We start from the raw sequence: 24,012 nt of genomic DNA, 5'->3' as shown, positions 1-24,012 counted from the left end.
AATAGATGACGCGAGTCATTGGATTGCCTCGGCATTGAATTCCCGTTTGGCCCAGTCGAGCGTATACCCGTGCCGGTAACTCTGCCAGGCTCCGCTGTTCGGCGCCCAGCGGAACCCATTCTGTTTGAGTCTGGTCCGAACATCGGCATCGGGCTTCCTGTCGAAAAAGATTTGAAGGCGATTGGCCGGAACGTTGTCCACGATCCTGCCGCCGTCGAACGGAAATTCCGAATTGCCTTCTTTTTCCGCTCTGGCGGCGGCTTCCCGATAGCGTTCGACCTCCTGGATTCTCTTGCGGAGGCGGCCGATCTCCTGATTGTTGTTGGCAAGTTCCCACGCGGCGAATCCCGGGTCGCACCAGCTTTCGGAGGGATGAAGAAAATTCCGGGCTTCTTCCCGGCTTTTGCCGCATTTCTTCATGATGAAATCGATCTTGGCATCGTCGCTTTTGGAGCTGCGGATAACGGCATTGACCTCTTTCATCATCTCCTGAAGCTGTCGGCGTTTGCTGAGCTTTTCCGTCAGTTGCTCCAGAGCGTTCGGGTCATCAAGTTTGATCGGCATAAGGTTCTCTCCTCTGTTGGAGTTTACCCGCCCTGACCGGTACTCTTTTGAGTCCCTGATAAGTCGGCGCGGTCACTTCCGTGCCCCGCGCCGACGAAAACAACATGTTATGAAACCGCTTTTCTTTTTTTCCTGTTCCCGGCAACTTTTTTCCGAGGAGGAATCATGATGGGGCGGGAAGTCATGCGGCCGGTCTGCAGATTGATATACAATTCGGAATAATCCAGCCCGCCAAATCGGAAGAGCTGCCAGATGAATTCCAGAACGGCGGTGGCAATCCACTGGTTGGTGAAAAGCCCCTGACGATTTAAGGCATCCTCCATGGAACAGCTTGAGCGCAGTTTCCCGTCTTTTGCGGGATCGATCCAGTCCGGGTAGAGTTGCCATGGGTAAGGCAGTTCAGGAGAACCGTTTCCGATGGCGCACTGAGCATAGTCCCGGCCGCAGCCGCAATCGATCAAATACGGTTTGGGATATTTATGCAGATGCTGATTGATTTCCGAACGGGATTTGCGGGAGTCGACAGCGGAAATCAGGATGGCACTGCCCGGATATCCCATGGGAATTGCGGTAAAACGTTGCGGTTCCGCAGTCCACTCCAGCGAATAGTGATAGTTGTAGCGGGAAATCAAGGAGACCGCTTTGTTGCAGCCCAGATCGCTTTCTGTGAAAAGCTGTCTGCCGAGGTTGGAATGGGAAACCATGTCGAAATCCCAGCAGCGGACGTGAAGTCCGCGCGGATGTCCCAGCTCCAGCATGGCATGGTGCAGTTGCACGAGTCCGGCAAGAATCTTGGAGCCGGTGGCCCCGGCGCCGATCAACTCGACAAAAACAGTTTGCTCATGAAATTCAGGCGGTGTATGGTGTTTCACAGGATATTCTCCAAAGTTTTATTCATGGGAAGCAGATATTTCGTCGGAAAACTTTTGATCGCATTCTGTTCGACCTGCCGGGCCATATCCGCCCAGAAACGATCCCGGCCGCCCGGATAGGACGTGTTCTCCCTTACGCCGCACAAATGGGAAAAATGTCCCTGAAAGATGATGTCGACGGCATGGGTGGCGAATTTCAGCAGGTTGTCCGGGGGATTGCTGTAAACCGCATTGGGCAGACAGAATTTCTGATCGGAGAACAAATTGGTAAAAGGTGCAAAATACAATTGCGTCGTGGGTAATGGATGCCGGTTGCTTTTGAGTGCCCAGCAGGAAATCGAATTACGGCTTATTTTGAAAAGCAAACTGGGCCAGATCACCTTTTTCCCGGAGATCCGGTTCAGAAAAAGACGTTCTTTCTCTTCCTTCGGGACGTTGAAGTAGATGGGACGGACAGCACTTTTCTCAAACCACAGAATTTCGTTTTGAGAATAGGCGATAACTTGAGCCGGCAGGTAGTTCATGTGCCTTTGCTGGTTCGGAGTATGCAGCAGCTCCTCCAACTCGGCAGGGTCAAGGCTTTTGCCGGACATGAACTGTTTGTTGCGAATCTTATGCAGCGTTGCCAGCGTACCCTGATTATTCCGATAGAAAAGGATTGCGTGTGAGAGCTTATAGGGATGTTCCTGAGGCTGATATTGAACTTCAATCATTGGGATATTCCTCTCTATGCTGCAGTAAAAATTGGATGCAGGCTCCAAAATATTCCAGGGCAAACCGGATTTCCTGAAGCGCATTTCGGATTTGCGATGAGTTCGTCGGCTGAAAAGCGCATCCGAAACCGGCCAGGCAGTAGCAGCCGTCATAATACTGGACCTGTTCATTGCCGATCCTGTTGTAAGCATGACACAGAAAATCGAATGTAGGTTGATCCAGCCCCAGGATGACGCACGGCAAGTTCAGCCGCGGCCAGAAGTTATCGGTGTACTTATGGCGACGGTATGTCCGGTAAAGCCGATCCAGATGCCGCAGTTCTTCCGGAAGGCGTTTCCGATAGTCAGCCGGATTCTCTTTCCGGCTGAAACTCCATAACGGAAGATTTTTCTCAAATTCCTCATATCTGATTGTCACCTGACTTTCAGCATACTCCCGGGCAATCTCCTCGCTATTCCCTGCTGCGACTTCCTCGGCACAGCGATCTTCAATGAATGACCTTTCATCGTCTTCATTCTCCCAGCAGCAATAAGAGGCCAGTTCATAAAGATTGCCCGGCGTCCCGATGATGAACGGACAGGCTGTAAAAATGTGCAGCAGATACCGGCCAAGTCCCGGAGATTTCTTTTCATACTCTTCAATGAGATTGCCGAACGGACAATAGCAATCCAGAAATCGATCCAATTGAAACGTGACCGCCATGTAATCCGGGGGCAGTTCTCCGAATAACTCCTCATCAAAATCCTCGTCAGAGGCAATCTGGACCGAAAGGCTTATTTGTTGAACAACATCGGACGGCAAAAAACTTTCCAGCCACTGCCGCATCCCCATGGATAAGACTGTGGCCGGATTGTTTTCTTTCTGAAGAATGCCTTCCAGCGGAAACAGGGTATTGAGCTCCGCCAGAATATGGCAAAGTCCCGTGACCTGTTGCCGGGTCCCGATGGATTCCTGAACCTTGTCCAAAGAGGGCAACGTTACATAATGGGCGGCAGGACGTGGCCGGGCATGGAAACCGGTTTGGCGTTTTCTGCCGCACGAAGCAGGCTGGAGGCGCATCTTGAATTTCTTTCGTTAAAATGAGCCAATTGGATTTTATACTCTTTCCGCTCGGTAACAAATCGTTTGAGCAGCTTCTGCCAGGTGAGTGTTTTTCTCATCAGTTGAAATTTCCCACCCGTTTTTCGATTTTGTAATGTTTGACGCCGTCCCGGCCGACAGTCGGGCCTTTCAAGACAGCGTTGTTCAATTCCGGATGCATGACCGAAAGAATTTCCATCGCCTTTTTGACCGATTCATTCGGAACGGGATCTTCCAGAACTTTGCCGTTGTAGCTGAAAATGCGGGAGGATGAGCGGGGTGCCATGATAATTTTTCCTTCTTTTGTTGATTGGTAAGATACGATTAAAAGTTGAAAGCCAGGTCCAATTCCATCTGTTCTTCGGAGCGTTCTGTACGCGAGGTCGTATGCGCGGAAGCAGAGGTCGGCACAGTGGTTTTCCGAGGCGTTTGTACCGATGCGGGGGGCGATTCAACTTGAGCCTCCTCTGCCTCATTCAACTTATCCGCAATATCCTGCTTTCGGGTATCGGCGGTAAAGTTCGCGAGTGCCTGATCCAGTTTATTTTCGATTGTTTCCTGCGAACCATTCAGGTAAAGCGGGTTGTGAGTGCCATCGCTGATGCCAAGCAGGTAGTTGCCGTCGTCACCTCGCCGGAGAATCATTCGGATGACTCCCTGTTTAGTCAGTTCATAGAGTTTGGTGTTCATGGTTCCTCCGAGTTAAAGTTTTACCCAATCGGTCAGAGTTTTGAGTACCGACAGGGAATTTTGGGAAAAATTCTGTTTGATCATTTTGCCTGACTCCATTATGCAAGAGTTTCGTTATGGGAATTTCCCGGCTCACATGATGCAGCCGGGAAATTCCTCACCGCAAATCTCGGCCGAAAATTAATATTTTTCGCGCTGTTCCAAAAGAAGAAATAAGAGTTGATATGATTCCGTATTTTCAGCTTGTTTTTTGGCATAATAGACTTATAGTAAATGCTGGAGGACTTCAATGAGCATATCGGAAGAAAAAAAGCTTGCATTTGTCTCTTTCTGCGTGGAAGAGTACAAGGCAAAGATGGGGTGTTCCGGTCAGAAGGTGATCGATTTTTTCAATCGCTGTGGAGTGATTGAATATCTGCTAGAGCATTATGAGGTGTTGCACTCGATGGGAGCACGCGCCATTTTGGAGGAAATTGAAGCCTTCATTCGCAATCGGAGGGAGCAGGCATGAAATTATTCCACGGCGGCCTCATTCCGGTCAAGGAGCCGAAAATTTTATCGGCCGACAGGATCGGAGATTTCGGCATCGGGTTTTACACAACCTCAAGCGAAGAGCAGGCCCGGCGTTTTGTCCAAAGCAAAGCTGCCCGGCAAAATGTGGCCGAAGGCTGTCTTTCGATCTACGATGTGCCGGATGATTTTCTGCACAATGACTTTCTCCGAGTTCGGACATTCAAAGCTGCGGATGAAGAATGGGTTGATTTTGTTTTGAAGAATCGGCGGCAACCGGATTTTTGCCATGATTATGATATTGTTGCGGGGCCGGTTGCGAACGATCAGGTGTACGCCAGTTTTGCTCTGTATGAAAATGACCTGATCTCGAAAGCGGAATTATTGGAACGGCTGAAAGTGCGCCGGTTGGTCGATCAGACTTTGTTTCATACGGAAAAGTCTCTTTTGATTTTGAATTTTACGGGCAGCGAGGTGATTCGATGCAGGAAATAAACCAGCAGAATTTGCGCTTGCTGATTCCCGGGAAAGCGGCGGGAGTTGCCGGTCTGATTTCAAAGAATACCGGAATGCCGTTGAAAGAGGCGTTGCTCCTGTTTTATCGTTCTTCCCTGTATAAGCAACTGGAAAGAGAGGAAACCAAAGTCTGGCATTACAGCCCGGCGCAGCTTTACGAACTGGGATTTCACAGGCTTTCCCGCCATAAACGGAATGGTCCTGGACACAGCAAGCTGGCGGCGCATGAAAAGTGGATACTGAAAGCCTGGAATGAGCAACACATGAGTGCCAGAGCGATTGCCGAGGAGTTGCACAGACAAGGCATCGAAACATCACCGTCGAATGTTTGGAAATTCGTGAAAGTACGCAGGAAGAACGAAAGCAGAAAAATAGATTAATTTCCCCCCGTTTGGACAAACTGCTTGATTGGAAGTTTCAGCTTTTGCAAAAGCAAATTATTCGGATCAGAAGATCAGCGGCTGCCCAGCCAGATAGGATTGGAAAATATAATCCGGGTTTTCAAAAAACATGCTGCTGTTGTAGTCATCCAGCTTATCGGCGATCCACGAATTATAAACCTCGACCAAGGCATCTGCAAAATCAATGCCTTTTTCCCGGGCTACCGCAGCAATCAGACGTTTGTAAACTTTGCCGATATCGAAGTGGGATGGCAACGAATAGCGGCACATTGCGACATTGTCGAATGTTCCCGGCTGAATGTGGCACTTTTCCACCAGCTCATCCAATAGTTTATCCATATTCTCATTATGATAAATATCGGCTAGCTCCAGCAGGTGCCGTATTTTTTCAATTCCGAGAGCGTTGACTACGACACGTCGGTGGTTTCTGGTTTTACGTCCGATATATTCGAGCAGAGAACATACGAAAAACAGATCGTTTTCCCGCTGATCTTCACGTCCGGTCATTTGGCAATCTCCTGACTGCTTTGAAAGCTCAAACAGCTCAAGGCCTTTTCTGAACAGAAAGCGATCTGATGAGTCGGATGCTTGAATTTTGCCAGAATCCAGAATTGTTCGCGTGTCAGAATACCGCTGATGAAATCCGCCACATAGTTCCAGATCTGGTCATTGGCCATTGCCCCAATCACAATATCATGCGGATGCGGTTTGCCGTTTCGGCAGGCCACGATGAAATCCAGCCATTCTTCCGTCATCTGGTCGAAAGCAAGGATATCCAGTTGGAGATTCGGAGTGTATTCGTAGATGTTGACGACCGGAGTATCGAAACGTCTTGACCAACGCTCTGCTTGAGGCAATAGTTTCGTACAGTAAAAACCCGGTCCGAAATCTTTATTATTTCGACTTGGTTTGACTTCCGGAGTCCGGATTTCACTGTAACCACCGTGATAGACAATCATTGTCGCAACCTGTTTTCCCATATATCGCAAACTTTGGTACTTCAATATAACATTTGCAATTATATTTACAAATGATACCGGCCCGAATTACGCGGATATTCGCTTGAGGCGGGCAAATGCTTCCGCCGTAATGTCTGCAGCGGCGATCTGGGCGGACTCGCTGCAGATTACGATTGCTTCTCCATCCTGTAATTTTGCCGCTGAACCGTTGACGGCGTACAGCACACCGTCCGATTTGCGGTAGAAAATCTGAATGGTTCCGTCAGGATTTTTGCGTTGTTCCAATTGAATATCGACGATAAGTTCCGTTGGTTTGGTAATTGCTGACAGCATTTCTTTTTCCTCTTGTTCGGCGTAAAATATGATTCTTCATTGCTGAAAAATCAAGATTCGGAATGAAACTTCCGAGATGATTTTTCTTTTTCAGACTTGAGCAGGTAAAAGTGATAAAACACTTTTCGTATTTTCATTGGCAGTTTGTCCGTATGGCATGATAAATCTGCCGCAGCCATTGGTACTGATCCAGGTATTTTATCTGCCGCTTGCCGTTGTCAGCCAGAATCTCATCGAAGAAGTAAAAGATCAGCGGCTGACCGTGAAGTGAAATTGAACTGATAAAATGAACCTCCGGAGAAGTTCTGTTGTCGGGAACCACGCTTCGGACTTTCGGCAGTGACCGGTCGAACCGCAACTGAACCATGTTCCGGTTGGCCGGCAGGTGCGGGTGTTCCAACCTGCATAACTGCATCTTCGCTTCCTGCGGCAGCATGAAGAGATAAACGGATTCATATCGTACTCCCTTGAAGAAATCGACCTCATGATTCTCCTGCTCCTCCACCTGCTCAAAAATGTTCCGGTTCTTGCCGATCAATTGCTCTCTCAAATCACAGATGCACAGGGTTTCCAGTGTTCGTGTCAATTCGATCTCCACACGGCAGCTCAATTCATTGATCAGGATTTGTTTCAGAATCTCTTCCGGCTGCCGGATTGAAGCAATGTGGGCGAAGTAGGTCGGCCAGATATAGGCAACGTCATCATCATAGTAGTTGAGGCAGTATTCAATGGAATCCATACCAATGGTCCGGCGTTCCTCGGAACTGAATGATATGAATTCAGGAGGCTGCCTCCTGCCGGGAAGGATGAGCTGTTTTTTTATCAGGAATTCGATTCTGCCTGCCTTGAGATTGACATGAGCCATGACGATGGTCCGGCGTCCGTTCTTCATACAGCCTCCTGTATGGCGGCTGCCTTCGGCCGGGGAAGCGGCAGGGACTGTTCCGGCGGCGGCAGCGCCTCCCATAACCAGAGGGTGACATATGAGGCCGGCAGCGCTTCAAGATCGACACCGGAATTCAGGAATTGTGTCTGGATACAGCGGCAGTAGAATGGATCATGGTCCTGAGTTGCGAGGTGGGTTTCAATCAGCTTTCGTTTGTCTGCACACCGTTGCCATGAAGCCCATTTTCGGAGTTTGAGATTGTTTAAGCGGGCCAGCTTTTGCAAGCGCAGCCGGACACGTTCCCGATGAGCCTGCTCTTTGGCAAGAATCACTCTGCCGGTTTCCAATGCCGTGGGCGTCCAGAACACTTTGGACATCCAGCCCGGGCGATTCTCCGGGCAGTAATCCATTGCCAGATCGACCGTTCCCCGCCAGCGGGCAATCAGATCGCTTTCCGGCAGTCTGTCGAGCTTGAGTATGAGCGTCGGGAACAAAATAATCCGTTCCCGGCTCATCGCTTCGTACACCTCGGATCTTCTCATGATACCTCCTGTCCTTTTGGTTCTGCGCGCTCAATCGCAGAACGCGCAGAACCACAGGAGACATGATTAGGGGGAAATATTTTTGAAAGACACATTTCCCCGGTAAAGCCAAGGTACTTACAATGTGCGGATAAGCCCCCGGAATGAGAAATTGTGATCCTGTAACCGGGAAATCTGATTTCCATATTAATATTCAAATCGGGAGCACGTTCGTGCTATTCAAAGATTTCTCGGTGATAATCACGGAGGGACACCTGGTTTCCCGTCTGGAAAATCCGAGATAAATGGAATGAATTCGCAGAAATAAATAAGCCTACAGCACACTGCCACGCCGGGGGCACATTGTTGGTCAGCGCGGGTATGGTACTGACCGTGAAGCAGATGCGGGAGACGGCTGTGGCGGGAGGTGCCTTTGTCATCTCTCCGAATACCGATCCCGAGGTCATCCAGGCGACCAGAGCGGCAGGTTTGATCTCCATGCCGGAATTTCTGACTTCGACAAAGGCTCTCATGGTATTGCAGGCTGGCATGGACTGTTTCTGGCTCTTTCCGGCGGAAGCGATGGAAACTGGATACATCAAAGATCTGAAAGCTCGGGATGACGGTATTTCGTGAAAAGATAGATATTTTTTTAAAAAAAAGTAGAATTACTATTGACAACAGCCCTCCCTTGTATCATAATATAATACAAGACAATATTAATTCATGAGAGGAGGAAATTTCCTACTTTAGGGAATTTCCTGATCGAAAGCATTAAAAAGATAAATGAAATATATGAAAAAAAGTTTGACTGAGAAAATTGAAAATATCTTGACGCGGGAGATCATGCATGGGGTGTACCCGCCAGGAGGAGTATTTCCAAGCGAATTTGATTCTGTTCGGCGTTTCGGAGTCAGTCGAGTAACGGTGCGGCGAGTTTATGCGAATTTGGAACAAAAAGGGATTTTACGACGTAAAATTCGATGTAATACGATCGTGAACGAGCGCCTGACTGCCGCGACCGATCCAATCCGAATGCTTGGAGCAGTACTACCCGTAGAACATGAATTCTCTCGTGTATTCTTGTATAGTTTGAATCAGGAAGCGGTACGAGAAAAAGCACTAATTGTCCTTGCTCCGCCATTTAGCGACAGTGTTAGCCAAAGTAATGTTGCGATTGATTTAGTCTGTGGGGGCGTGCGCAATCTCGTGGTGTGGGGGTATGACCAAAATATTGATCTTGAAACCTTCCGACGGTTGCGGCTTCTAGGGATCAATATTGTGTTCTTTGACCACGTTATGCCGGGTAAAATTGCTGACTATGTTTGTTTGGATAACGAACATGCAATCCGGTTGTTATTCGACAAAGCGTTGGTGAATGGCGCTCGTCGATTTGTTTTTGTCAATACTGGCGGCTTGGAAGTTGAAACTAGTAAGGAACGCGAATATTTCTTTGTGAAGTTATGCCAAGAGCGAAATTTGCCATATTCAATTGTTGCGCTTTCATGGAGGGAGATGCTTGTAAACGGAGCCGAGAAGCAGTGCCGGGAATTTTTCCAAAATTTGCCGGATATGGCGGAGTGCGCAATATTCTGTGCCAACGCATTTCAGGCGGAGTGCATCCATCATGCCGTCGACGGAAAGGGACAATATTACTCCATTTCCACTCGGGAACATAAATATGCGTCCAATATATACAATATTGTTCAACCGATCTTCGAAATGGCTAAACAATGTTTTGAGTGCCTTCGTATGCAGCAAAACGAAGGCTCCCGCTGGAAAGCAAAAGAGTACCGGAAGAAAGGTACTCCAGACTGGCAGTAATCGATATTGAACAGAAAGGTTTGTATAATGTTCTCAGAAAATATTTCACTGAATGGCAGTTGGAAGCTTTACGGTCGCCCCGAGGTGATCGGCCGTGCCCCCGGCATTTTTCATGACGGGCCAATTCAGATTGCTGATGCCGCCGTTCCCGGCAACATTGAGTTGGAACTCTGCCGCGCCGGCATGACGCCGGAACCGTTTTTCGGCAGAAATTCCAATGCCTACCATGCCTACGAGGGATTCGAGTGGTGCTTTGAACGGGAATTTACTCTGGAGGATGCCGAAGGAAACTTTGAACTCGAACTCGCCGGTATCGATTGTTACGGAACTGTTTTCATCAACGGCGAAAAAGTGGGAAATAGTCATAACGCATTGATCCCAGCGGTTTTCGATCCCAGCAAATTTCTGACAAAAGGGTGCAATACGATTTCGGTGCATATCGCCTCGCCGATCAATGTGTTCCGCAGTGAGCCGCTCGTGCCGATGGCGGTGAATATCTGTCCTTTCGGACTGGAGCAAACCCGGATGCGCAAACCGGCACATTCTTGGGGATGGGATATCGCGCCGCGTCTGCCGCTCGGCGGAATCTTCCGTGATGTGACATTGCGGAAACTGAAACCGGTCCGGATTGTTGACTGGGCAACGGTGATGTGTGATGCGAATGAATCCGAAGCGAATTTGCGTTTCTTCTGCAAATTTGAAACCGATCGTCACGATTTCGCCGGATTGATCGTTGAGACTGAAGGGGTCTGCGGCGATTCCCGCTGGTTTGTTCAGCAAAGACCGTGGTCGTCACAGCAGGCGCTCTGCATCCGGGTTGAAAATCCGGTGTTGTGGTGGCCGAAACATTATGGCGAGCCGAAACTCTATCACGCATCGATCACCATTCGCGACGAAACGTCGGGAAACGTTCTCGATCGTGTGAAATTCATGTATGGAATCCGCTCGATAGCACTTGAATACAAACCGGTTGCAACCTATCATCCAGAACCGGATTTCCAGTTTATCGTCAACGGCGTGCCGATTCGCACGTGGGGGATGAACCATGTCCCCTGCGACGCTCTACACTCCCGTGACCGCGAACGGATGCCGCAGATTCTCAAACTTGCGAAAGAGGCGAATCTGAATATGCTGCGCATCTGGGGCGGTGGAATTCCCGAAGATGAGATGTTCTACGATTTCTGTGACCGCGAAGGGATTCTAATCTGGCACGATTTCATGTACGGCTGTGCGCTTTACCCGGATGACGATGCGTTCCTGAAGGAAGCTGAACATGAAGCGATCGAAATTCTGCGTGTCCGACGACATCACGCCTGCATCGCATTGTGGGCAGGGGATAACGAGTGCGATTCTGCAACCTACTTCATGCGGAGCCGCTACCGTGATCCGGCGCACAACAAACTGACGCGCGAAATTCTGCCGCAGGTGTGCGAACGCTATGCGCCCGGCGCAGTCTATCTGCCGAGTTCGCCCTATATTTCGGAGGAGTGCCAGAAAAAGGGGCGCGAAAGCGGAGTGCGCGATGCTAGTCTCATGGCCCCGGAACAGCATCTGTGGGGCTCGCATGAATATTTCAAGAACGATTTTTACAAAGCGACCACTTCGTTTGTCAGCGAAACCGGCTATCACGCCTGTCCGAATGTTTCCGCATTGAAGAAATTTCTTCCGGCGGAAAAACTTTGGCCGTGGGATAACGACGACTGGTATCATCATGCGTGCAACCCCTTCATGCCGAACATGGATTACAACTACCGCATTCAGATCATTCCCGATCAGATCGCAGAATTTTTCGGAGAAATCCCGGACGGGCTCGAAGCGTTTGCGCTCGCAAGTCAGATCTGTCAGGCCGAGGCGAACCAATATTTTCTGGAACGCGCCCGCGCCTCCCGGAAATACTCCGGCATGTTGATTTGGAATCTGATCGACTGCTGGCCGCACTTCTCCGATTCCGTTGTGGATTACTATTACGGCAAAAAACTCTCGTATTACTATTGCAAACGCCACATGAATGACTTTCTCATCATGGCGGGCGACGCGGCGGACTGGCATTGGGCGATCACCATGTGCAACGATTCAAACCGTACGCGGCGCGGTGTTTATACGATTCGAGCATATCAGGGAGAAGTTCTGGTCTCCGGCGAATTCACCGCCGCGCCCGGCGAGATCCGGCAACTGACGCGTATCCGCTGTCTGGCGACCGACCAACAGCTTTTGCTGATCGAATGGGAGTTTGACGACGGTACGCGTGGCGGCAACCACAAAGTAACCGGAACGCCGCGCTACGATTTCAGGAAGTTCCGCGACGAATGGCTTCCGGCCATTGCCGCACTGGATAACGGATTCAATGCCGCAGAAATCGGCAGATAAACGGAGGTAGAGGCATGTTGAAAAAATTGTTGATCGCGGTTGCCGGGCTCAGCTGGGCGGTTTCCGCGCTGGAAATCGCAGAAGTCTTCCAGGACAACATGGTTCTCCAGCGTGAACGTCCGGTAGCAGTCTGGGGGAAAGGGCGTGCCGGCGAGAAAATAAGTGTCGAATTCAAGGGAAACACGGTTTCCTGTACGGTCGGCAAAGACGGCCGCTGGCTGGTGGAACTGCCGCCGATGCCAGCCTCGAAAGAGGGAGCTACGCTGACGATTCAGGGCGATAGGAAAAGATGGTTCGAGAACGTGCTCGTCGGCGATGTCTGGCTCTGTGCCGGCCAGAGCAATATGGACTGGTACATTGATGGTATTACCGAAGCAAAAAAATATCTTGTCCAGATCAATCAGCCGGAAATCCGGGTGTTGAAAATTTGCCACCAGTTCACGCAGATGCCGCAGAACTCCTTTGTTTCCCCAGGCTGGGCGGTATCTACTTTGAACAATGCAAGACAGTTCAGCGCAGTTGGTTACATTGTCGGTTCGACACTGCATAAGGCACTTAATGTTCCGATCGGTCTCATTAGCGTTGCGGTCGGCGGCGGTCGGATTGAAGCGTTTTGTTCGCCGGAATCATTCCGCAAAGCCGGAGTTTCAGCGCAGGTGCGTACCGCATTTGAAAAGAGCGTCCGTTCCTTCACGGGCAAGAAGCCAGAGGAACTGGCGAGGGAAAAACAGCGTTATCCGCTGGCGATCTACAACGGCATGATCGCGCCGATTCTGCCGTATACGATTCGCGGCGTGCTCTGGTATCAGGGCGAGGAAAACTACCGTGACGGTATCAGTTATGAAGAAAAATTGCGGGCATTCGCGTGGACGCTCCGGTCCGGTTTCAGAAACCCGAAATTGCCGATCTATCTGGTAATGCTTCCGCCGTGGGAATACAACAACGACAGTCTTGACGATAAAATGCCGCAAGTACTTATGGCTCAACAAAATTTCGTCAATAAAGACAAGTATTCCGAATTGATTTCGACGACCGATTGCGGCGATGCGAAATCGGTTCATCCGATGAGCAAGGAGCCGCTGGCTCTGCGGCTGGCAAATCTGGTGCTCTACAAGGAATACGGCCGGGGTGATGCCACAGTGATGACACCGACGGTTTTGAATGTGAAACGTGAAAGCAATAAAACACTTCTGGTTACGTTCCATAACGCAAACGTTCTGAAAACCCGCGACGGCAAATCGATAAACTGGCTGGAGACTGCCGGACGCGATGGCAAGTTTCAGGCTGCAACCGGTGTAATTTGCGGTGAAAACAACGATATGCTTCGCGTCACCGCTGCTCAACCGGAGCCGATGACACTGCGTTTCGGATTCGATTGTCTGGCAACCCCGAATTTGGTCAATCAGGCGGGAATTCCAGTTGCACCGTTTGAAAAACAAATCAAATAATAACAACAGAAAAACAGCTATGAGAAAAACCAATAACAAGTTCGATATTGATAACCGTAAACCTGAATTATCATGAAGAATACAGATACGAAATTGAGAACACAATTGCTATCGCGTTTACTTCCTGTTTCCGCTGAAGTAGATATCGCCATAGCTGGTGGTAGCTGTACCGGAGTTTTCGCCGCAGTGACGGCTGCTCGGCTTGGTGCGAAATGTGCGATCATTGAAGCGCAGAACCGTTTTGGCGGCACAATGACAGCTGGACAGGTCTGTTACTGGCATTCGCTCTTCAATTCGGACTATTCGTCGCAGATCATTACCGGATTGACACAGGAAGTCATTGATCGGATGGCAAAGCGCGGCCTTATTGAATTCTGGAAAGAAAAGAATCCGCATTGGTATGTGAATCTCAACACCGAAGAGCTCTGCTGTGAACTCGATGAAATGGTTATCGAGAGCGGTGTACTGCCGTTTCTGCACACGCGGGTAGCTGATGTTCTCACTTCTGGTGAAGGAACGTACGTAGATGGAGTTATCATTGCCGGCAAGGACGGACTTTCGGTTATCAAGGCGAAATATTTCATTGATGCGACCGGCGATGCAGACTTGGTACGGTTTGCGGGTGGTAAAGTCTGGCGCAATTCAGAATTGCAGACTTCCACGACGTGCGTGAAATTCAGTCGTTGGCCGCGTGAAATTATGGCGGAAAACCGGATCGGTCGAATGATCCACGCCGCCAAAGAAAAATACAAGATGCCAGAAGGTGTAATTTGGGGGGCAGACTGCTGTTGCAGCAATACATACATGTTTGCCGGAACGAATATTCCATTGCTTGACTCCTCAAACCAAAAGGAGCTCACGGAAATCGAGATCGAGAGTCGCCGCCAAATGCGGGCAGTTGCCGATATTGTCGGTGAAGCCGGATATCCGCGTCCGGTAATTGAAGCAGTTCCATCATTAGCCGGAATTCGTGAAAGTTGCCACATCCATTCGCTTTACCGGATCACGCTGGATGAACTTTTCAGCGGAAAGGTTTTCGAGGATGCGGCAGGCAAGGGAACCTACCGCAGCGATGTTCACCGTCGAGATCCGCCGGGAACACTCTTTCGTTATTTGGATGGGACGGAAATTCTGCTTACTCCTTGCGAACCGGCATACAAACGACGCTGGCGTAATGCGTCTCTGCCGACACCGCCGTATTACACATGGCCGTTGCGGAGTCAGATTCCGGTAAAATTCCGCAATTTGATTACGGCTGGACGCATGATCGATGCTGATGCCGGAGCTTACGGGGCATTGCGGGTGATGGTGAATATGAATCAATCAGGAGAAGCGGCCGGGAACGCCGTGTTCCGGGCATTGGATGCCGGAAAAAATATTCCAGAACTAGTAAAAACTCGTAATCACTCAATGCAGGAAATTAACTGACCGTTCGCGGTTTCTGTTTTGAGCGTATAGTTTGGGCGATATAAACGAAACGTTTTGGACAGATTGTAGACCGAATCCGGGGACTAAAATCTTTACATCAAGGAAAGGAAGAAAAAATGAAAAATCACTCAAAACAACTTACGGCCAGCAAAGTTATGGACTCTAAATTCACACTTATCGAATTGCTGGTGGTTATCGCAATTATCGCGATCCTTGCTGCAATGCTGATGCCGGCACTGGGGAAAGCACGCAATGCGGCACGCAGATCTTCGTGCCTTTCCAATCTCAAGCAAAATGGAACACAGCTGGCAATGTACTCCGTTGATTACAACGACTGGTATCCGATCGCGCCTCCTGGAAGCTACGGCAATCAGCAGTTTTGGCAGGATAGCAACTTCGGTGCATTCCTCAAGGGATATGGCAGTGTATCCTATACGAATTCAACCGATTTCCAGCTTTCCAATTCGAGGCACATCTACAAATGTACTGATGCCGCCAATACCAACGATAGTATTGCCGGATACGTTTATGTTCTTGGTCAGAGCGGAACCGGTTACAATGCAAGCCGAAATACACGCGCCACAAAAATGGCGAAGCGCGAGACTCTCGGTCCTAAAGCATTGGCTTTTTGCCCGATGACGTTACTGAACAGCACAGCTACTCGTCTGGCGCAAAGTAAAGTTCATGCCAGTGCAGGTGGCAATGTGTTGGTTGGTGACGGTTCCGGAACGTGGGAATCTTTTGAGCAGTGGCAGGATATCAACAATCATCCATTCAGTGGTGAAGGTCTCAATGCTCCGACTGTAAAATATTATGTTTACAATAATCCGAACAGCTGGTATATGCCGAAAAGAGGCAACGGCTGGCAGGATCAGGACAAGGGATATTTCCGGTAATCCTTAAAATATTGCCGGGAGAGATGCCTTCATATCTCCCGGCATAAAATGCTTAGTGAACTGTAAAAGGTCTCAATCCTCTGACGCTGAAATACTATGCCCATGCCCCCCAAAAAATTATATCGAGCCGGGAAATGTCTGGCGAGATTGGAGTACTGCGGGGCTTTTTCAATAACGTTTTTTGCTGCCGGTCAGGATCTACCGGCATAACAGAGGAAGAACAAGATGTTTCAGATTCCAGGACACGATGTGGGGGATGGTTGGATTTATGTGGACGAAGCGGCGGATACCGTCCATCTGTTCTGTCTCTTTAGTCCTAAAAACAGGAACAAACGCTGGTCGATCGGACACGCGAGTAGCAGAGATTTGAAAAACTGGGAGTTTTACGGCGCCGTCCTATCTCCAGGAAATGCCGGCGAGTGGGACGACTGCCGGTTGGCGACAGGTTCCGTCCTCCACCATGACGGCCGTTATTTTATGGCCTACACAGGACACTCGCTGGCGAATGTTCCGCCTTGCGGACGAATCGGTATGGCCGTATCCGAAGATCTGTTTCGCTGGGAGAAATGCCGTGATTTCCCATTACTCGAGTTGGACAGCAGTCGGTTCGAATCAGTCATTACCGGCAGTCGTCCAAGTCTCCACTGGCGGGATCCGTTTCTGCTGGAAGAAGAGGGACGCTTTCACCTTTTCCTCTGTGCCAGAAGTAAAACGGGCGATGTGAAAACGCGGGGGACGGTAGCACACTTCACCAGTGGCGATCTGTACAATTGGTCCCCGGGGAAAGAAGTCCGGCACGATCTCTTTGCGGAAGAACTGGAAGTGCCGCAGATCTATCGCATTGGCGGCCGTTATCGGCTACTGTTCTGTACTCACGAAAATCTGCTCAAGGAACCACAAGCGGGTGGTAATTTTGTGATGACCTCGGATTCGCTGCTGGGACCGTACTCCAATGCGCGAAGGTTGGAACCGTGCGGTCCGGGCTACTGGTACGCTGCACAATTTTTCTGTTTCCGCAATCAGTGGTACCAGTTCGCAACCTCGAATCTTCCTGACCAAACGTTGGTTGCCGACCCCTGTCCGTTTTCGCTGGATTAGCCGGCCGCTCAGAATAAAAAATACGACCCAATGACAGGAACGCCAAAGGAATACCTTTTGATATGGATGATCGGATTATTGCTAAAAAATTGGAACTGCTTCAAGGTCTTGAGGTAGAAGCTACATTGCAGTTGGAGCACTGGAGCTGCCGTACCGCGAATTACAACGCTCCCGGCGACTACACGTGGGATGATGATTGGAACTCTACGGATTTGCCGGTAATGTTTCCTCCACGCAAAACGGTTTTTCTGAAAACCGTTGCCGAGGTTCCGGCGGAAAACCTCAAAGACCTCTATTTTGTTTTCGATTTCCGCGGTATGGAAGGCGCTCTCCGTATCGACGGAAAACTCTACTGCGGAATCGACATCAACCACATGCGTATTCCCGTGCCGCGCGCCGGGAAAATGGAACTTCTTTTGGAATTCAACTCGGTTCCCAATGCGCTTTTTGAGCCCGAACAGGATCGTTACGGTCATGGCGAATTCCGCAGTGCGGCAATCCACCGCATCGACCGCATCGTCGAAGCGTTCCGCCACGATACCGGATTTGTCCACGAATGTGCCTGCGTCATCGATGATGAACGGCGGAAAAAACGGATGCTCGCCGCCCTCGAAAAGGCAATGCTCGGCGTGAATCTGACGCTCCCGCGTGCGGAACTCGACAAAGAAGCTGCTGCCTCGCTCGAAAAATTCCGAGCGGATATGAAAGAGATCGCCCCCGACCCGGAATCTGGCACGCTTTGTGCGATTGGCCACACCCATATTGATACGGCGTGGCTCTGGCCGCTCAAGGAAACGGTGCGCAAATGCAGCCGCACTTTTTCGACCGCGTGCCGTTACATGGAAATTTTTCCTGACTACCACTTTTCGTGCAGTCAGGCTCAGCTTTACGACTACACCCGTGAGCACTATCCCGAACTTTTTGCGGAGATCAAAAAACATGTAAAGAACGGCCGCTGGGAGAACACCGGCGCGATGTGGGTCGAACCCGACTGCAATGTGCCGAACGGTGAATCGCTGATCCGGCAGATCCTCTACGGTCTGAAGTTCTACCGTGAAGAGTTCGGCTCTCGCCCGGAACTTTGCTGGCTGCCCGATGTTTTCGGTTATCCGGCCTCGCTGCCGGAAATCCTCGTCAGCTGCGGCCTGCGTTATTTCAGTACCAACAAACTCCATTGGCAGGCGAAAGAGCCGTTTCCGGATCATCTCTTTGTCTGGCGCGGTCTCGACGGCTCGGAGATCCTTTCGCACATTGCGAAACTGCCTAATTTCTACAACGGTTTCATCACCGCCGAACAGCTTCACACCGCGTGGAAAGATTACGAACAGAAAGATTTGCATGATGAACTGCTCTATCCCTTTGGCTACGGCGACGGTGGCGGCGGCGTCACCGAGGAGATGATGGAGCGCATCAAACGCGCCAAGACCCACATCCCCGGTATGCCGAATATGCGGATTGACACGGTGGAAGGCTTCTTCCACAATGTCGAACGCAAAGCCCCCGAACTTCCTGTATGGGATGGCGAACTTTATTTGCAGACTCACCGCGGTACTTACACCACCCACGCCGAGATCAAAAAGGCGAACCGCATCAGTGAAACCATGCTCCGCGAGGCGGAAATCCTCGCTGTGTTCGCGGCGTGGGAAGGGAAAAAGGTCGAACTCAACCTTGAAAAAGCGTGGAAGACAATGCTGTTGAACCAGTTCCACGATATTCTCCCCGGCAGCAGTATCACCGAGATCTATCCACGTTCGCTCGCGGACTACAATGAAGTTAAAGACACGGCACAGCAATCCATCCGCAATACGGTTGCGGAGCTCGGATGCACTGCTGGCGAATCCGCAAAACTCCGGGTATTCAACACGCTTTCGTGGGAGCGGCGCGATCCCTTTATTGCGGAAGCTGTCGCAGGAGATGGCGCACTCGAAGCGATCGCCGCAGACGGTACGGTCTCTCCGGTTCAGCGGACTGCCGACGGAAAACTGCTGATCTCCGGCGCGGCGATCCCGGCAATGGGATACATTGACTTTACGATTCAAAAAGCGCAAAAATCCGTTGACAATGCGGAATTCAAAGTATGTGAAACATTGCTTGAAAACGCACTGCTTCGCGTCGAACTCAACGAGCGCGGCGATATCACACGCATTTACGACAAAGAGTTACGGCGCGAAGTGCTCGCCCCCAATGCGGTCGGCGGCGAACTTCAGCTCTTTCAGGATGGCCCCGAGGATGAGGATGCGTGGAATCTGCAATCCAGCTCCTTCAAGCGGCGTTATCCGTTTGACAGTGAAGTTCATGTGTCGGTGGTCGAATCCGGAGCCTGCCGCGGTGTGATCCGGGTGGTTCGCACCTATCGCGCAAGCCGTTTCGAGCAGGATATTATTTTCTATCGCAACAGTAAACGGCTGGATTTCGCCATGCGCGTTGATTGGCAGGTGCGCAATACGCTTCTCAAGATCGCGTTTCCGCTGGAAATCCGCACGACCCGTGCGACGTGTGAAGTACAGTTCGGCGCATTTGAACGCGCCACGCACCGCAACACATTGCTCGATCAGCAAAAATTCGAGATTCCGATTCAGCGCTGGGCGGATCTTTCGGAAAGCAATTACGGCATTACTCTCATCAACGATTCGCGTTTCGGATGCGACGTGCTGGAAAACACGTTGCGCTTGAGCTTGTTGCGCGGCACGATTCACCCTGATCCGGTGGCGGATTACGGTTATCACGAAATGAGCTGCTCACTCGTGCCGCACGGCGGCGACTGGGCGGCGGCGGAAATCGTCCGGCGCGGCTGGGAGTTCAATACGCCGATGACCGTCGGCAAACTTCCGGCTGATGCGGTTTCCGAAAGTGCTTCGTTCCTCTCTCTATCGGGATATGACGGCGCTGTGGTGCAGACCGTCAAACCGGCCGAGGACGGCAACGGCTTCATCGTCCGCATCTACGAGGCAAACGGCGGCCGCGGCAATGTAAAACTTCATTGCGCGTTTCCGGTTCACGAGGTTGTCGAATGTAACTCGGTCGAAGAGGGCGCAACACCGGTTCTGCTGAAAGAAAATATATTTGATTTTAATATAACTCCTTATCAGATCAAGACTTTTAAATTTGTAAAATAATCAGAAAAAATCATGAAAACATTTTTCGGTACATGTGTGTCTCTGTTTATTTTGTTTGCGTACGGAAGTGAGCCGTCGAAAGTGCAGATTGACCGTTACGGACAATTCACCCATTTGAACTTTCCGGAAAAGGTCACATCCGACGCACAGCTCAAGGCGGATATCGCGGCAGATGAGGCGTATTACGCATCGTTTCCGTTGCCGGAACGCACCTTCTGGGGCGGTTTACCCGGTTCGCGCGAAAAATACGGTTTGACTGCGACCGGTTTTTTCCATCTGGAAAAAGTCGATAAGCTCGGTGGACGGATCGTTCTTGTCGAGCCGGAAGGGAATCTCTATTTCCACATCGGCATGAGCGTCACCCAGCCCGGAAACGAGTTCACCCGTTTCAAAGGGCGCGAAAATATTTACGAGTGGATCCCGGAAGCGGAGGGTATTTTCAAACCGGCGCGCACCGATGTGACAGTTTCGTTTTACCTTGCGAACTACATCCGCAAATTCGGTTCTTACGATCTTGCCGCATGGCAAAGACAGATGATCGAACGCTGCCGCCGCTGGGGATTCAACTCTCACGGCGCATTCACCTCGATCTTCGGAAACAATGCCGATACTGGTTTCGCCGTGACCGCCTGTCTCGAACGCTACATGAAACAAGCGCCGTTTCATCTGGTTTCGGCTGATTTCATCGATCCCTTTGACCCGTACAACGCCGGGCTGCTGGAAAAAGTCTTTGCCCAAAAAATGAAAAAATATATCGGCAAACCCGAATTGATCGGCTATTACACCGAAAACGAACGCTTTTACAGCAGTGTCATCACCGATCTGCTCGCCTCGGAAAAATCTTCTCCGGCGAAAGAACGTTTCGTTTCGCTGATGCGCGACCGTTACAAAAACGACATTGCCGCATTCAACCGGAACTGGCAGAGCAGTTTTGCTTCGTTCGATGAGGTTGCCGCCGCTTCGCTGGCGGCGAATACTCCCGCGGCGAACTCCGATGCGGCGGCATTTGAAGAAGTGTTTTTCGACGCATTCTACAAACTGCTTGCCGGAACACTCAAAAAGATCGACCCCGACCATCTGTTCCTGGGCGAACGCATGCTCATTGGGCAGACCTACAACTCCGCCGTCATCAAGGCGATGGGGAAATACTGCGATATTTTCAGCATCAATTACTACACCGATGAATTTTCGCACGATGAAATCAAACGTCTGGCTGAACTCAGCGGCCGCCCGCTTCTGCTTTCCGAATGGAGTTACGGTTCGCCGGAGCAGGGGCTTTTCGGCGTCCGTAATGTGGAAAATCAAGAAGAGCGCGGCAAAGCGTACAGCCGTTACGCCGAAAATGCCGCTGCCTCGCCCTATGTGATCGGCCACCAGTACTTTGCGCTGCTTGACGAATCCAACACCGGACGCGGTTGGGAGGATTTCAACGGCGAACGTTTCAACCTCGGCTTCGTCAATGTTTGCGACCGCCCGTACAAGACTTTTATCACACACGCGGCAAAATCCAACAATCTGACCTATGATCTGATTGAAGGCAAGGCTACGCCGCCAGAACTTTCGCAAGCTAAAGCGATCCGCGCCGAAAAATATGTTCTTACGGTCGGCAAGGTCAAACCGGGTGCGAAGATCGACGGCAACCGCGCCAAATATCCGGGCCGTCCCGGCGAAGTGCTCCGCCGGTCGGTCGACGGAAAAACAGGAAATACCGCAGACTTCATTTGCGGATGGGATGAAAATTACCTTTATATCCTTTATACCGTGCCGGATACGACTCCTGCGACAAACAATCATAAGCGTCATGTCTGTCTCGGAGACGGAATCGAACTCTTTTTTGGAACCGATCTGACTTCGACCGGCAGAATGCAACCCGGCGACCGTCAGCTGCTGGTGCGCGCCACCCCCGGAAATGATCCCGGATACTTGTGGTGCGTCAACGGCGCGACACTGCATAAAGCTCAAGTGCCGTTGCGGTTATGCCGGGTTTCCGCCGACGGGAAAAGCTGGAGCATGGAACTCGCTGTTCCATGGAAAGAGCTGGGCATCAAGCCGGAAGCCGGTGTACGTCTCCGCTTCGATACTGCTGTTGTGCTGAGTACTGCACAGAACGACGAACGCGGCGACAAGCTCGTCTGGAACGGGCTTGAGGAAAACTACTGCTGCCGCGATTTCTGGGGGCAGATGGTCTTGGAAAACTGATGCAACCGGGAAGATAAAAATGAATCTTTCAAAGACAGTTTTGGCGCTTTTTCTCGCGGTGTTTTCTGTCGTTTTGAACAGCGCGGAATTTAAAGTTGACCGTTACGGGCAGGCCGTCGGGCTGGAGTTTCCGGATAAGATCACTTCCGATGCGGAGCTGAAAGCTGATGTCGATGCACACAATGTATATTATACATCTTTCACGATCCCCGAACGCACTTACTACGGCGGTTTGCCGGGTTCAAAAGAGAAATACAATCTGACCAGAACCGGATTTTTCCACCTCGAAAAGATTGAAGAACTCGATGGTCGCGTCATGCTGGTCGATCCGGAAGGCAACCTCTATTTTCACCTTGGCGTCTGCAGTATGATGCCGGGCAATGAATTCACCACGGTCAAAGGGCGCGAAGAGCTCTATGAATGGCTGCCGACTGCCGATAGTGATTTCAGGCAGGCACGCTGGGCGAAAGCCGCATCGTTCTATCTGGCCAACTGGATCCGCAAATACGGCTCTTATGATGAGGTTAAGTGGCAGAAAACGATCGTGGAACGTCTGCGGCGGCTCGGCTTCAATGGTTACGGGGAGTTCTCGCAGATTTTCCCCGGCAATGATAAACTCGGATTTGCCTATACCAAGTGTCTTGAGCATTACTGGAAAAAAGGATTCTCCATCACTGCCGGGCGTTCGATTGATCCTTTTGATCCCCAAAATGCCGTGCTCCTCGAAAAAGAGTTTGCAAGCCGCGTGAAGTCCTATTTCAATGATCCGGGACTGATCGGATTTTATACCGAAAACGAGGTTTTCTATCATGAGGTGATGCCGCAGATGCTCAAGCGGAGCGATACCTTTTCCGCCAAGCAGGAGTTTGCCCGGAAGATGCAGGAGTATTACAAGAACAATATTGCGATCTTCAACAAAGAGTGGAACATCTCGCTTGCCGGTTTCGATCGGATTGCGACAACCGCTTTGGAAGCGAAAACGCCGGAAGCAAAAAAAGCGCTGGCTTTCTTTGAGGAATTTTACTGGGATACTTATTTCAGGCTTGTCTCCACGACACTCAAAAAGGTCGATCCCGATCATCTTTATCTCGGGGAACGCATTCACACCAACCAGCTTCACAATGATCTGGTGAATCGGATCATGGGGAAATATTGCGATGTCTTCAGCGCCAATTACTACACAGAACATTATGACCCGGAAATGATTCAGAAACTGGCGAATCTCACCGGACGCCCGATCATTCTTTCCGAATGGAACTACGGCTGCCGGGAGCAGGGATTGCCCGGTGTCGTCAACGTTGCCGACCAGAAAGAGCGTGCGAAGCGTTTCCGGCTTTACGCCGAACAGTCCGCAGCCGACCGGAATGTGATCGGCACACAGTGGTTCTGTCTCATTGATGAAGCTCTCACCGGACGCGGGTTCAATGATTACAACGGCGAGCGGCTCAACACCGGGTTGTTCAATATATGCGACCGTCCGTACAAAGAGCTTTGCAATGCGGCGGCGGAATCCAACAGCCGTGTTTATGACCTGATCGAGAAAAAAGTCAGCATTGACGAATCCATTGTAAAGGAAAAAGGAAAATAATG

General features: G+C 50.5%; 25 protein-coding genes. 13 read left to right on the top strand and 12 right to left on the bottom strand.

The window, feature by feature from the left end; translation table 11 throughout:
• Positions 1–15: 15 nt before the first annotated feature.
• The 7 genes from FYJ85_RS17560 to FYJ85_RS17535 all read right to left on the bottom strand — a co-directional run bounded on the left by FYJ85_RS17560 (position 16) and on the right by FYJ85_RS17535 (position 3,920).
• Positions 16–564 carry a hypothetical protein gene (locus tag FYJ85_RS17560; protein ID WP_154419832.1) on the bottom strand — a complete coding sequence of 183 codons (549 nt, stop codon included), beginning with the start codon at positions 562–564 and terminating at the stop codon, positions 16–18.
• 107 nt (positions 565–671) lie between these two features.
• Positions 672–1,436 (bottom strand): PRTRC system ThiF family protein, encoded by a 765-nt coding sequence (locus tag FYJ85_RS17555; RefSeq protein WP_154419830.1) that lies wholly within the window; start codon positions 1,434–1,436, stop codon positions 672–674.
• A complete protein-coding gene (locus FYJ85_RS17550; RefSeq protein WP_206213280.1) occupies positions 1,433–2,149 on the bottom strand; it encodes a hypothetical protein in 717 nt (238 codons plus the stop codon). The genes FYJ85_RS17555 and FYJ85_RS17550 overlap by 4 nt, the downstream gene beginning before the upstream one ends.
• Positions 2,142–3,116: a hypothetical protein gene (locus FYJ85_RS17545; RefSeq protein ID WP_206213279.1), complete on the bottom strand. Its 975-nt coding sequence runs from the start codon at positions 3,114–3,116 to the stop codon at positions 2,142–2,144. Before FYJ85_RS17545 ends, FYJ85_RS17550 begins: the two co-directional genes overlap by 8 nt.
• A gap of 11 nt (positions 3,117–3,127) precedes the next feature.
• Complete coding sequence (locus FYJ85_RS23255; protein WP_206213278.1) at positions 3,128–3,310, bottom strand: hypothetical protein; 183 nt, start codon at positions 3,308–3,310, stop codon at positions 3,128–3,130.
• Complete coding sequence (locus FYJ85_RS17540; RefSeq protein WP_154419824.1) at positions 3,310–3,516, bottom strand: PRTRC system protein C; 207 nt, start codon at positions 3,514–3,516, stop codon at positions 3,310–3,312. The genes FYJ85_RS23255 and FYJ85_RS17540 overlap by 1 nt, the downstream gene beginning before the upstream one ends.
• 38 nt (positions 3,517–3,554) lie before the next feature.
• On the bottom strand, positions 3,555–3,920 hold the full coding sequence (locus tag FYJ85_RS17535; protein WP_154419822.1) for a hypothetical protein: 366 nt from the start codon (positions 3,918–3,920) through the stop codon (positions 3,555–3,557).
• 289 nt (positions 3,921–4,209) lie between these two features.
• Between FYJ85_RS17535 and FYJ85_RS17530 the strand changes: the two genes are divergently transcribed.
• From FYJ85_RS17530 to FYJ85_RS23250, 3 genes are read left to right on the top strand one after another with little or no spacing between them, the layout of a single operon-like run.
• Positions 4,210–4,431, top strand: coding sequence for a DUF3791 domain-containing protein (locus tag FYJ85_RS17530; RefSeq protein WP_154419820.1), 222 nt, complete (start codon positions 4,210–4,212; stop codon positions 4,429–4,431).
• Positions 4,428–4,925: a DUF3990 domain-containing protein gene (locus FYJ85_RS17525; RefSeq protein ID WP_154419818.1), complete on the top strand. Its 498-nt coding sequence runs from the start codon at positions 4,428–4,430 to the stop codon at positions 4,923–4,925. Before FYJ85_RS17530 ends, FYJ85_RS17525 begins: the two co-directional genes overlap by 4 nt.
• The gene (locus FYJ85_RS23250; RefSeq protein WP_206213277.1) at positions 4,913–5,326 is read left to right on the top strand and encodes a hypothetical protein; all 414 of its coding nucleotides are present in this window, start codon (positions 4,913–4,915) and stop codon (positions 5,324–5,326) included. The genes FYJ85_RS17525 and FYJ85_RS23250 overlap by 13 nt, the downstream gene beginning before the upstream one ends.
• Positions 5,327–5,392: 66 nt before the next feature.
• On the opposite strand, the gene FYJ85_RS17515 is transcribed toward FYJ85_RS23250, so the two are convergent.
• The 5 genes from FYJ85_RS17515 to FYJ85_RS17495 all read right to left on the bottom strand — a co-directional run bounded on the left by FYJ85_RS17515 (position 5,393) and on the right by FYJ85_RS17495 (position 8,067).
• Complete coding sequence (locus tag FYJ85_RS17515) at positions 5,393–5,854, bottom strand: hypothetical protein (RefSeq protein ID WP_116884164.1); 462 nt, start codon at positions 5,852–5,854, stop codon at positions 5,393–5,395.
• A complete protein-coding gene (locus FYJ85_RS17510; RefSeq protein ID WP_206213276.1) occupies positions 5,851–6,306 on the bottom strand; it encodes a DUF3990 domain-containing protein in 456 nt (151 codons plus the stop codon). The genes FYJ85_RS17515 and FYJ85_RS17510 overlap by 4 nt, the downstream gene beginning before the upstream one ends.
• An 87-nt stretch (positions 6,307–6,393) precedes the next feature.
• Complete coding sequence (locus FYJ85_RS17505; protein WP_154419814.1) at positions 6,394–6,639, bottom strand: hypothetical protein; 246 nt, start codon at positions 6,637–6,639, stop codon at positions 6,394–6,396.
• A gap of 133 nt (positions 6,640–6,772) precedes the next feature.
• Positions 6,773–7,531, bottom strand: coding sequence for a hypothetical protein (locus FYJ85_RS17500; RefSeq protein ID WP_154419812.1), 759 nt, complete (start codon positions 7,529–7,531; stop codon positions 6,773–6,775).
• Positions 7,528–8,067, bottom strand: a complete 540-nt coding sequence (locus FYJ85_RS17495) for a hypothetical protein (RefSeq protein WP_154419810.1) — start codon at positions 8,065–8,067, stop codon at positions 7,528–7,530. Before FYJ85_RS17495 ends, FYJ85_RS17500 begins: the two co-directional genes overlap by 4 nt.
• A gap of 342 nt (positions 8,068–8,409) precedes the next feature.
• Here FYJ85_RS17495 and FYJ85_RS17490 point away from each other — a divergent pair, with 342 nt between their 5' ends.
• The 10 genes from FYJ85_RS17490 (at position 8,410) to FYJ85_RS17445 (ending at position 24,010) form a co-directional block, all read left to right on the top strand.
• A complete protein-coding gene (locus FYJ85_RS17490; RefSeq protein WP_206213275.1) occupies positions 8,410–8,682 on the top strand; it encodes a beta/alpha barrel domain-containing protein in 273 nt (90 codons plus the stop codon).
• Between the two features lie 159 nt (positions 8,683–8,841).
• A complete protein-coding gene (locus tag FYJ85_RS17485) occupies positions 8,842–9,870 on the top strand; it encodes a GntR family transcriptional regulator (protein WP_206213274.1) in 1,029 nt (342 codons plus the stop codon).
• A 27-nt stretch (positions 9,871–9,897) separates the two neighbouring features.
• Positions 9,898–12,237, top strand: a complete 2,340-nt coding sequence (locus FYJ85_RS17480; RefSeq protein WP_154419804.1) for a glycoside hydrolase family 2 protein — start codon at positions 9,898–9,900, stop codon at positions 12,235–12,237.
• A 14-nt stretch (positions 12,238–12,251) separates the two neighbouring features.
• Positions 12,252–13,685 (top strand): sialate O-acetylesterase, encoded by a 1,434-nt coding sequence (locus tag FYJ85_RS17475; protein ID WP_154419802.1) that lies wholly within the window; start codon positions 12,252–12,254, stop codon positions 13,683–13,685.
• Positions 13,686–13,757: 72 nt separating this feature from the next.
• Positions 13,758–15,113 (top strand): FAD-dependent oxidoreductase, encoded by a 1,356-nt coding sequence (locus FYJ85_RS17470; protein WP_154419800.1) that lies wholly within the window; start codon positions 13,758–13,760, stop codon positions 15,111–15,113.
• Positions 15,114–15,229: 116 nt separating this feature from the next.
• Entirely contained in the window at positions 15,230–16,009 is a 780-nt protein-coding gene (locus FYJ85_RS17465; protein WP_154419798.1) for a prepilin-type N-terminal cleavage/methylation domain-containing protein, read from the top strand.
• Positions 16,010–16,234: 225 nt separating this feature from the next.
• Positions 16,235–17,107, top strand: a complete 873-nt coding sequence (locus FYJ85_RS17460) for a glycoside hydrolase family protein (protein ID WP_154419796.1) — start codon at positions 16,235–16,237, stop codon at positions 17,105–17,107.
• A gap of 62 nt (positions 17,108–17,169) precedes the next feature.
• Entirely contained in the window at positions 17,170–20,223 is a 3,054-nt protein-coding gene (locus FYJ85_RS17455; protein ID WP_154419794.1) for an alpha-mannosidase, read from the top strand.
• Positions 20,224–20,304: 81 nt separating this feature from the next.
• Positions 20,305–22,422 (top strand): sugar-binding protein, encoded by a 2,118-nt coding sequence (locus tag FYJ85_RS24325; RefSeq protein WP_206213273.1) that lies wholly within the window; start codon positions 20,305–20,307, stop codon positions 22,420–22,422.
• A 19-nt stretch (positions 22,423–22,441) separates the two neighbouring features.
• Entirely contained in the window at positions 22,442–24,010 is a 1,569-nt protein-coding gene (locus FYJ85_RS17445) for a hypothetical protein (RefSeq protein WP_154419790.1), read from the top strand.
• Positions 24,011–24,012 lie beyond the last annotated feature (2 nt).

Source organism: Victivallis lenta, assembly GCF_009695545.1.
In the GTDB taxonomy this organism is placed as follows: domain Bacteria; phylum Verrucomicrobiota; class Lentisphaeria; order Victivallales; family Victivallaceae; genus Victivallis; species Victivallis lenta.
The sequence above is the reverse complement of the archived record's forward strand: the minus strand, read 5'-3'. Positions and strand labels throughout refer to the sequence as shown.

Excerpts from the sequence above, each read along its gene's own strand:
- FYJ85_RS17530 (WP_154419820.1), top strand. The coding sequence starts at position 4,210 with ATGAGCATATCGGAAGAAAAAAAGCTTGCATTTGTCTCTTTCTGCGTG.
- FYJ85_RS23250 (WP_206213277.1), top strand. The coding sequence starts at position 4,913 with ATGCAGGAAATAAACCAGCAGAATTTGCGCTTGCTGATTCCCGGGAAA.
- FYJ85_RS23255 (WP_206213278.1), bottom strand. The coding sequence starts at position 3,310 with ATGAGAAAAACACTCACCTGGCAGAAGCTGCTCAAACGATTTGTTACC.
- FYJ85_RS17470 (WP_154419800.1), top strand. The coding sequence starts at position 13,758 with ATGAAGAATACAGATACGAAATTGAGAACACAATTGCTATCGCGTTTA.
- FYJ85_RS17500 (WP_154419812.1), bottom strand. The coding sequence starts at position 7,531 with ATGAAGAACGGACGCCGGACCATCGTCATGGCTCATGTCAATCTCAAG.
- FYJ85_RS17535 (WP_154419822.1), bottom strand. The coding sequence starts at position 3,920 with ATGAACACCAAACTCTATGAACTGACTAAACAGGGAGTCATCCGAATG.
- FYJ85_RS17560 (WP_154419832.1), bottom strand. The coding sequence starts at position 564 with ATGCCGATCAAACTTGATGACCCGAACGCTCTGGAGCAACTGACGGAA.
- FYJ85_RS17445 (WP_154419790.1), top strand. The coding sequence starts at position 22,442 with ATGAATCTTTCAAAGACAGTTTTGGCGCTTTTTCTCGCGGTGTTTTCT.
- FYJ85_RS17525 (WP_154419818.1), top strand. The coding sequence starts at position 4,428 with ATGAAATTATTCCACGGCGGCCTCATTCCGGTCAAGGAGCCGAAAATT.
- FYJ85_RS17505 (WP_154419814.1), bottom strand. The coding sequence starts at position 6,639 with ATGCTGTCAGCAATTACCAAACCAACGGAACTTATCGTCGATATTCAA.
- FYJ85_RS17475 (WP_154419802.1), top strand. The coding sequence starts at position 12,252 with ATGTTGAAAAAATTGTTGATCGCGGTTGCCGGGCTCAGCTGGGCGGTT.
- FYJ85_RS17485 (WP_206213274.1), top strand. The coding sequence starts at position 8,842 with ATGAAAAAAAGTTTGACTGAGAAAATTGAAAATATCTTGACGCGGGAG.
- FYJ85_RS17460 (WP_154419796.1), top strand. The coding sequence starts at position 16,235 with ATGTTTCAGATTCCAGGACACGATGTGGGGGATGGTTGGATTTATGTG.
- FYJ85_RS17455 (WP_154419794.1), top strand. The coding sequence starts at position 17,170 with ATGGATGATCGGATTATTGCTAAAAAATTGGAACTGCTTCAAGGTCTT.
- FYJ85_RS17480 (WP_154419804.1), top strand. The coding sequence starts at position 9,898 with ATGTTCTCAGAAAATATTTCACTGAATGGCAGTTGGAAGCTTTACGGT.
- FYJ85_RS17515 (WP_116884164.1), bottom strand. The coding sequence starts at position 5,854 with ATGACCGGACGTGAAGATCAGCGGGAAAACGATCTGTTTTTCGTATGT.
- FYJ85_RS17540 (WP_154419824.1), bottom strand. The coding sequence starts at position 3,516 with ATGGCACCCCGCTCATCCTCCCGCATTTTCAGCTACAACGGCAAAGTT.
- FYJ85_RS17495 (WP_154419810.1), bottom strand. The coding sequence starts at position 8,067 with ATGAGAAGATCCGAGGTGTACGAAGCGATGAGCCGGGAACGGATTATT.
- FYJ85_RS17510 (WP_206213276.1), bottom strand. The coding sequence starts at position 6,306 with ATGATTGTCTATCACGGTGGTTACAGTGAAATCCGGACTCCGGAAGTC.
- FYJ85_RS17465 (WP_154419798.1), top strand. The coding sequence starts at position 15,230 with ATGAAAAATCACTCAAAACAACTTACGGCCAGCAAAGTTATGGACTCT.
- FYJ85_RS17550 (WP_206213280.1), bottom strand. The coding sequence starts at position 2,149 with ATGATTGAAGTTCAATATCAGCCTCAGGAACATCCCTATAAGCTCTCA.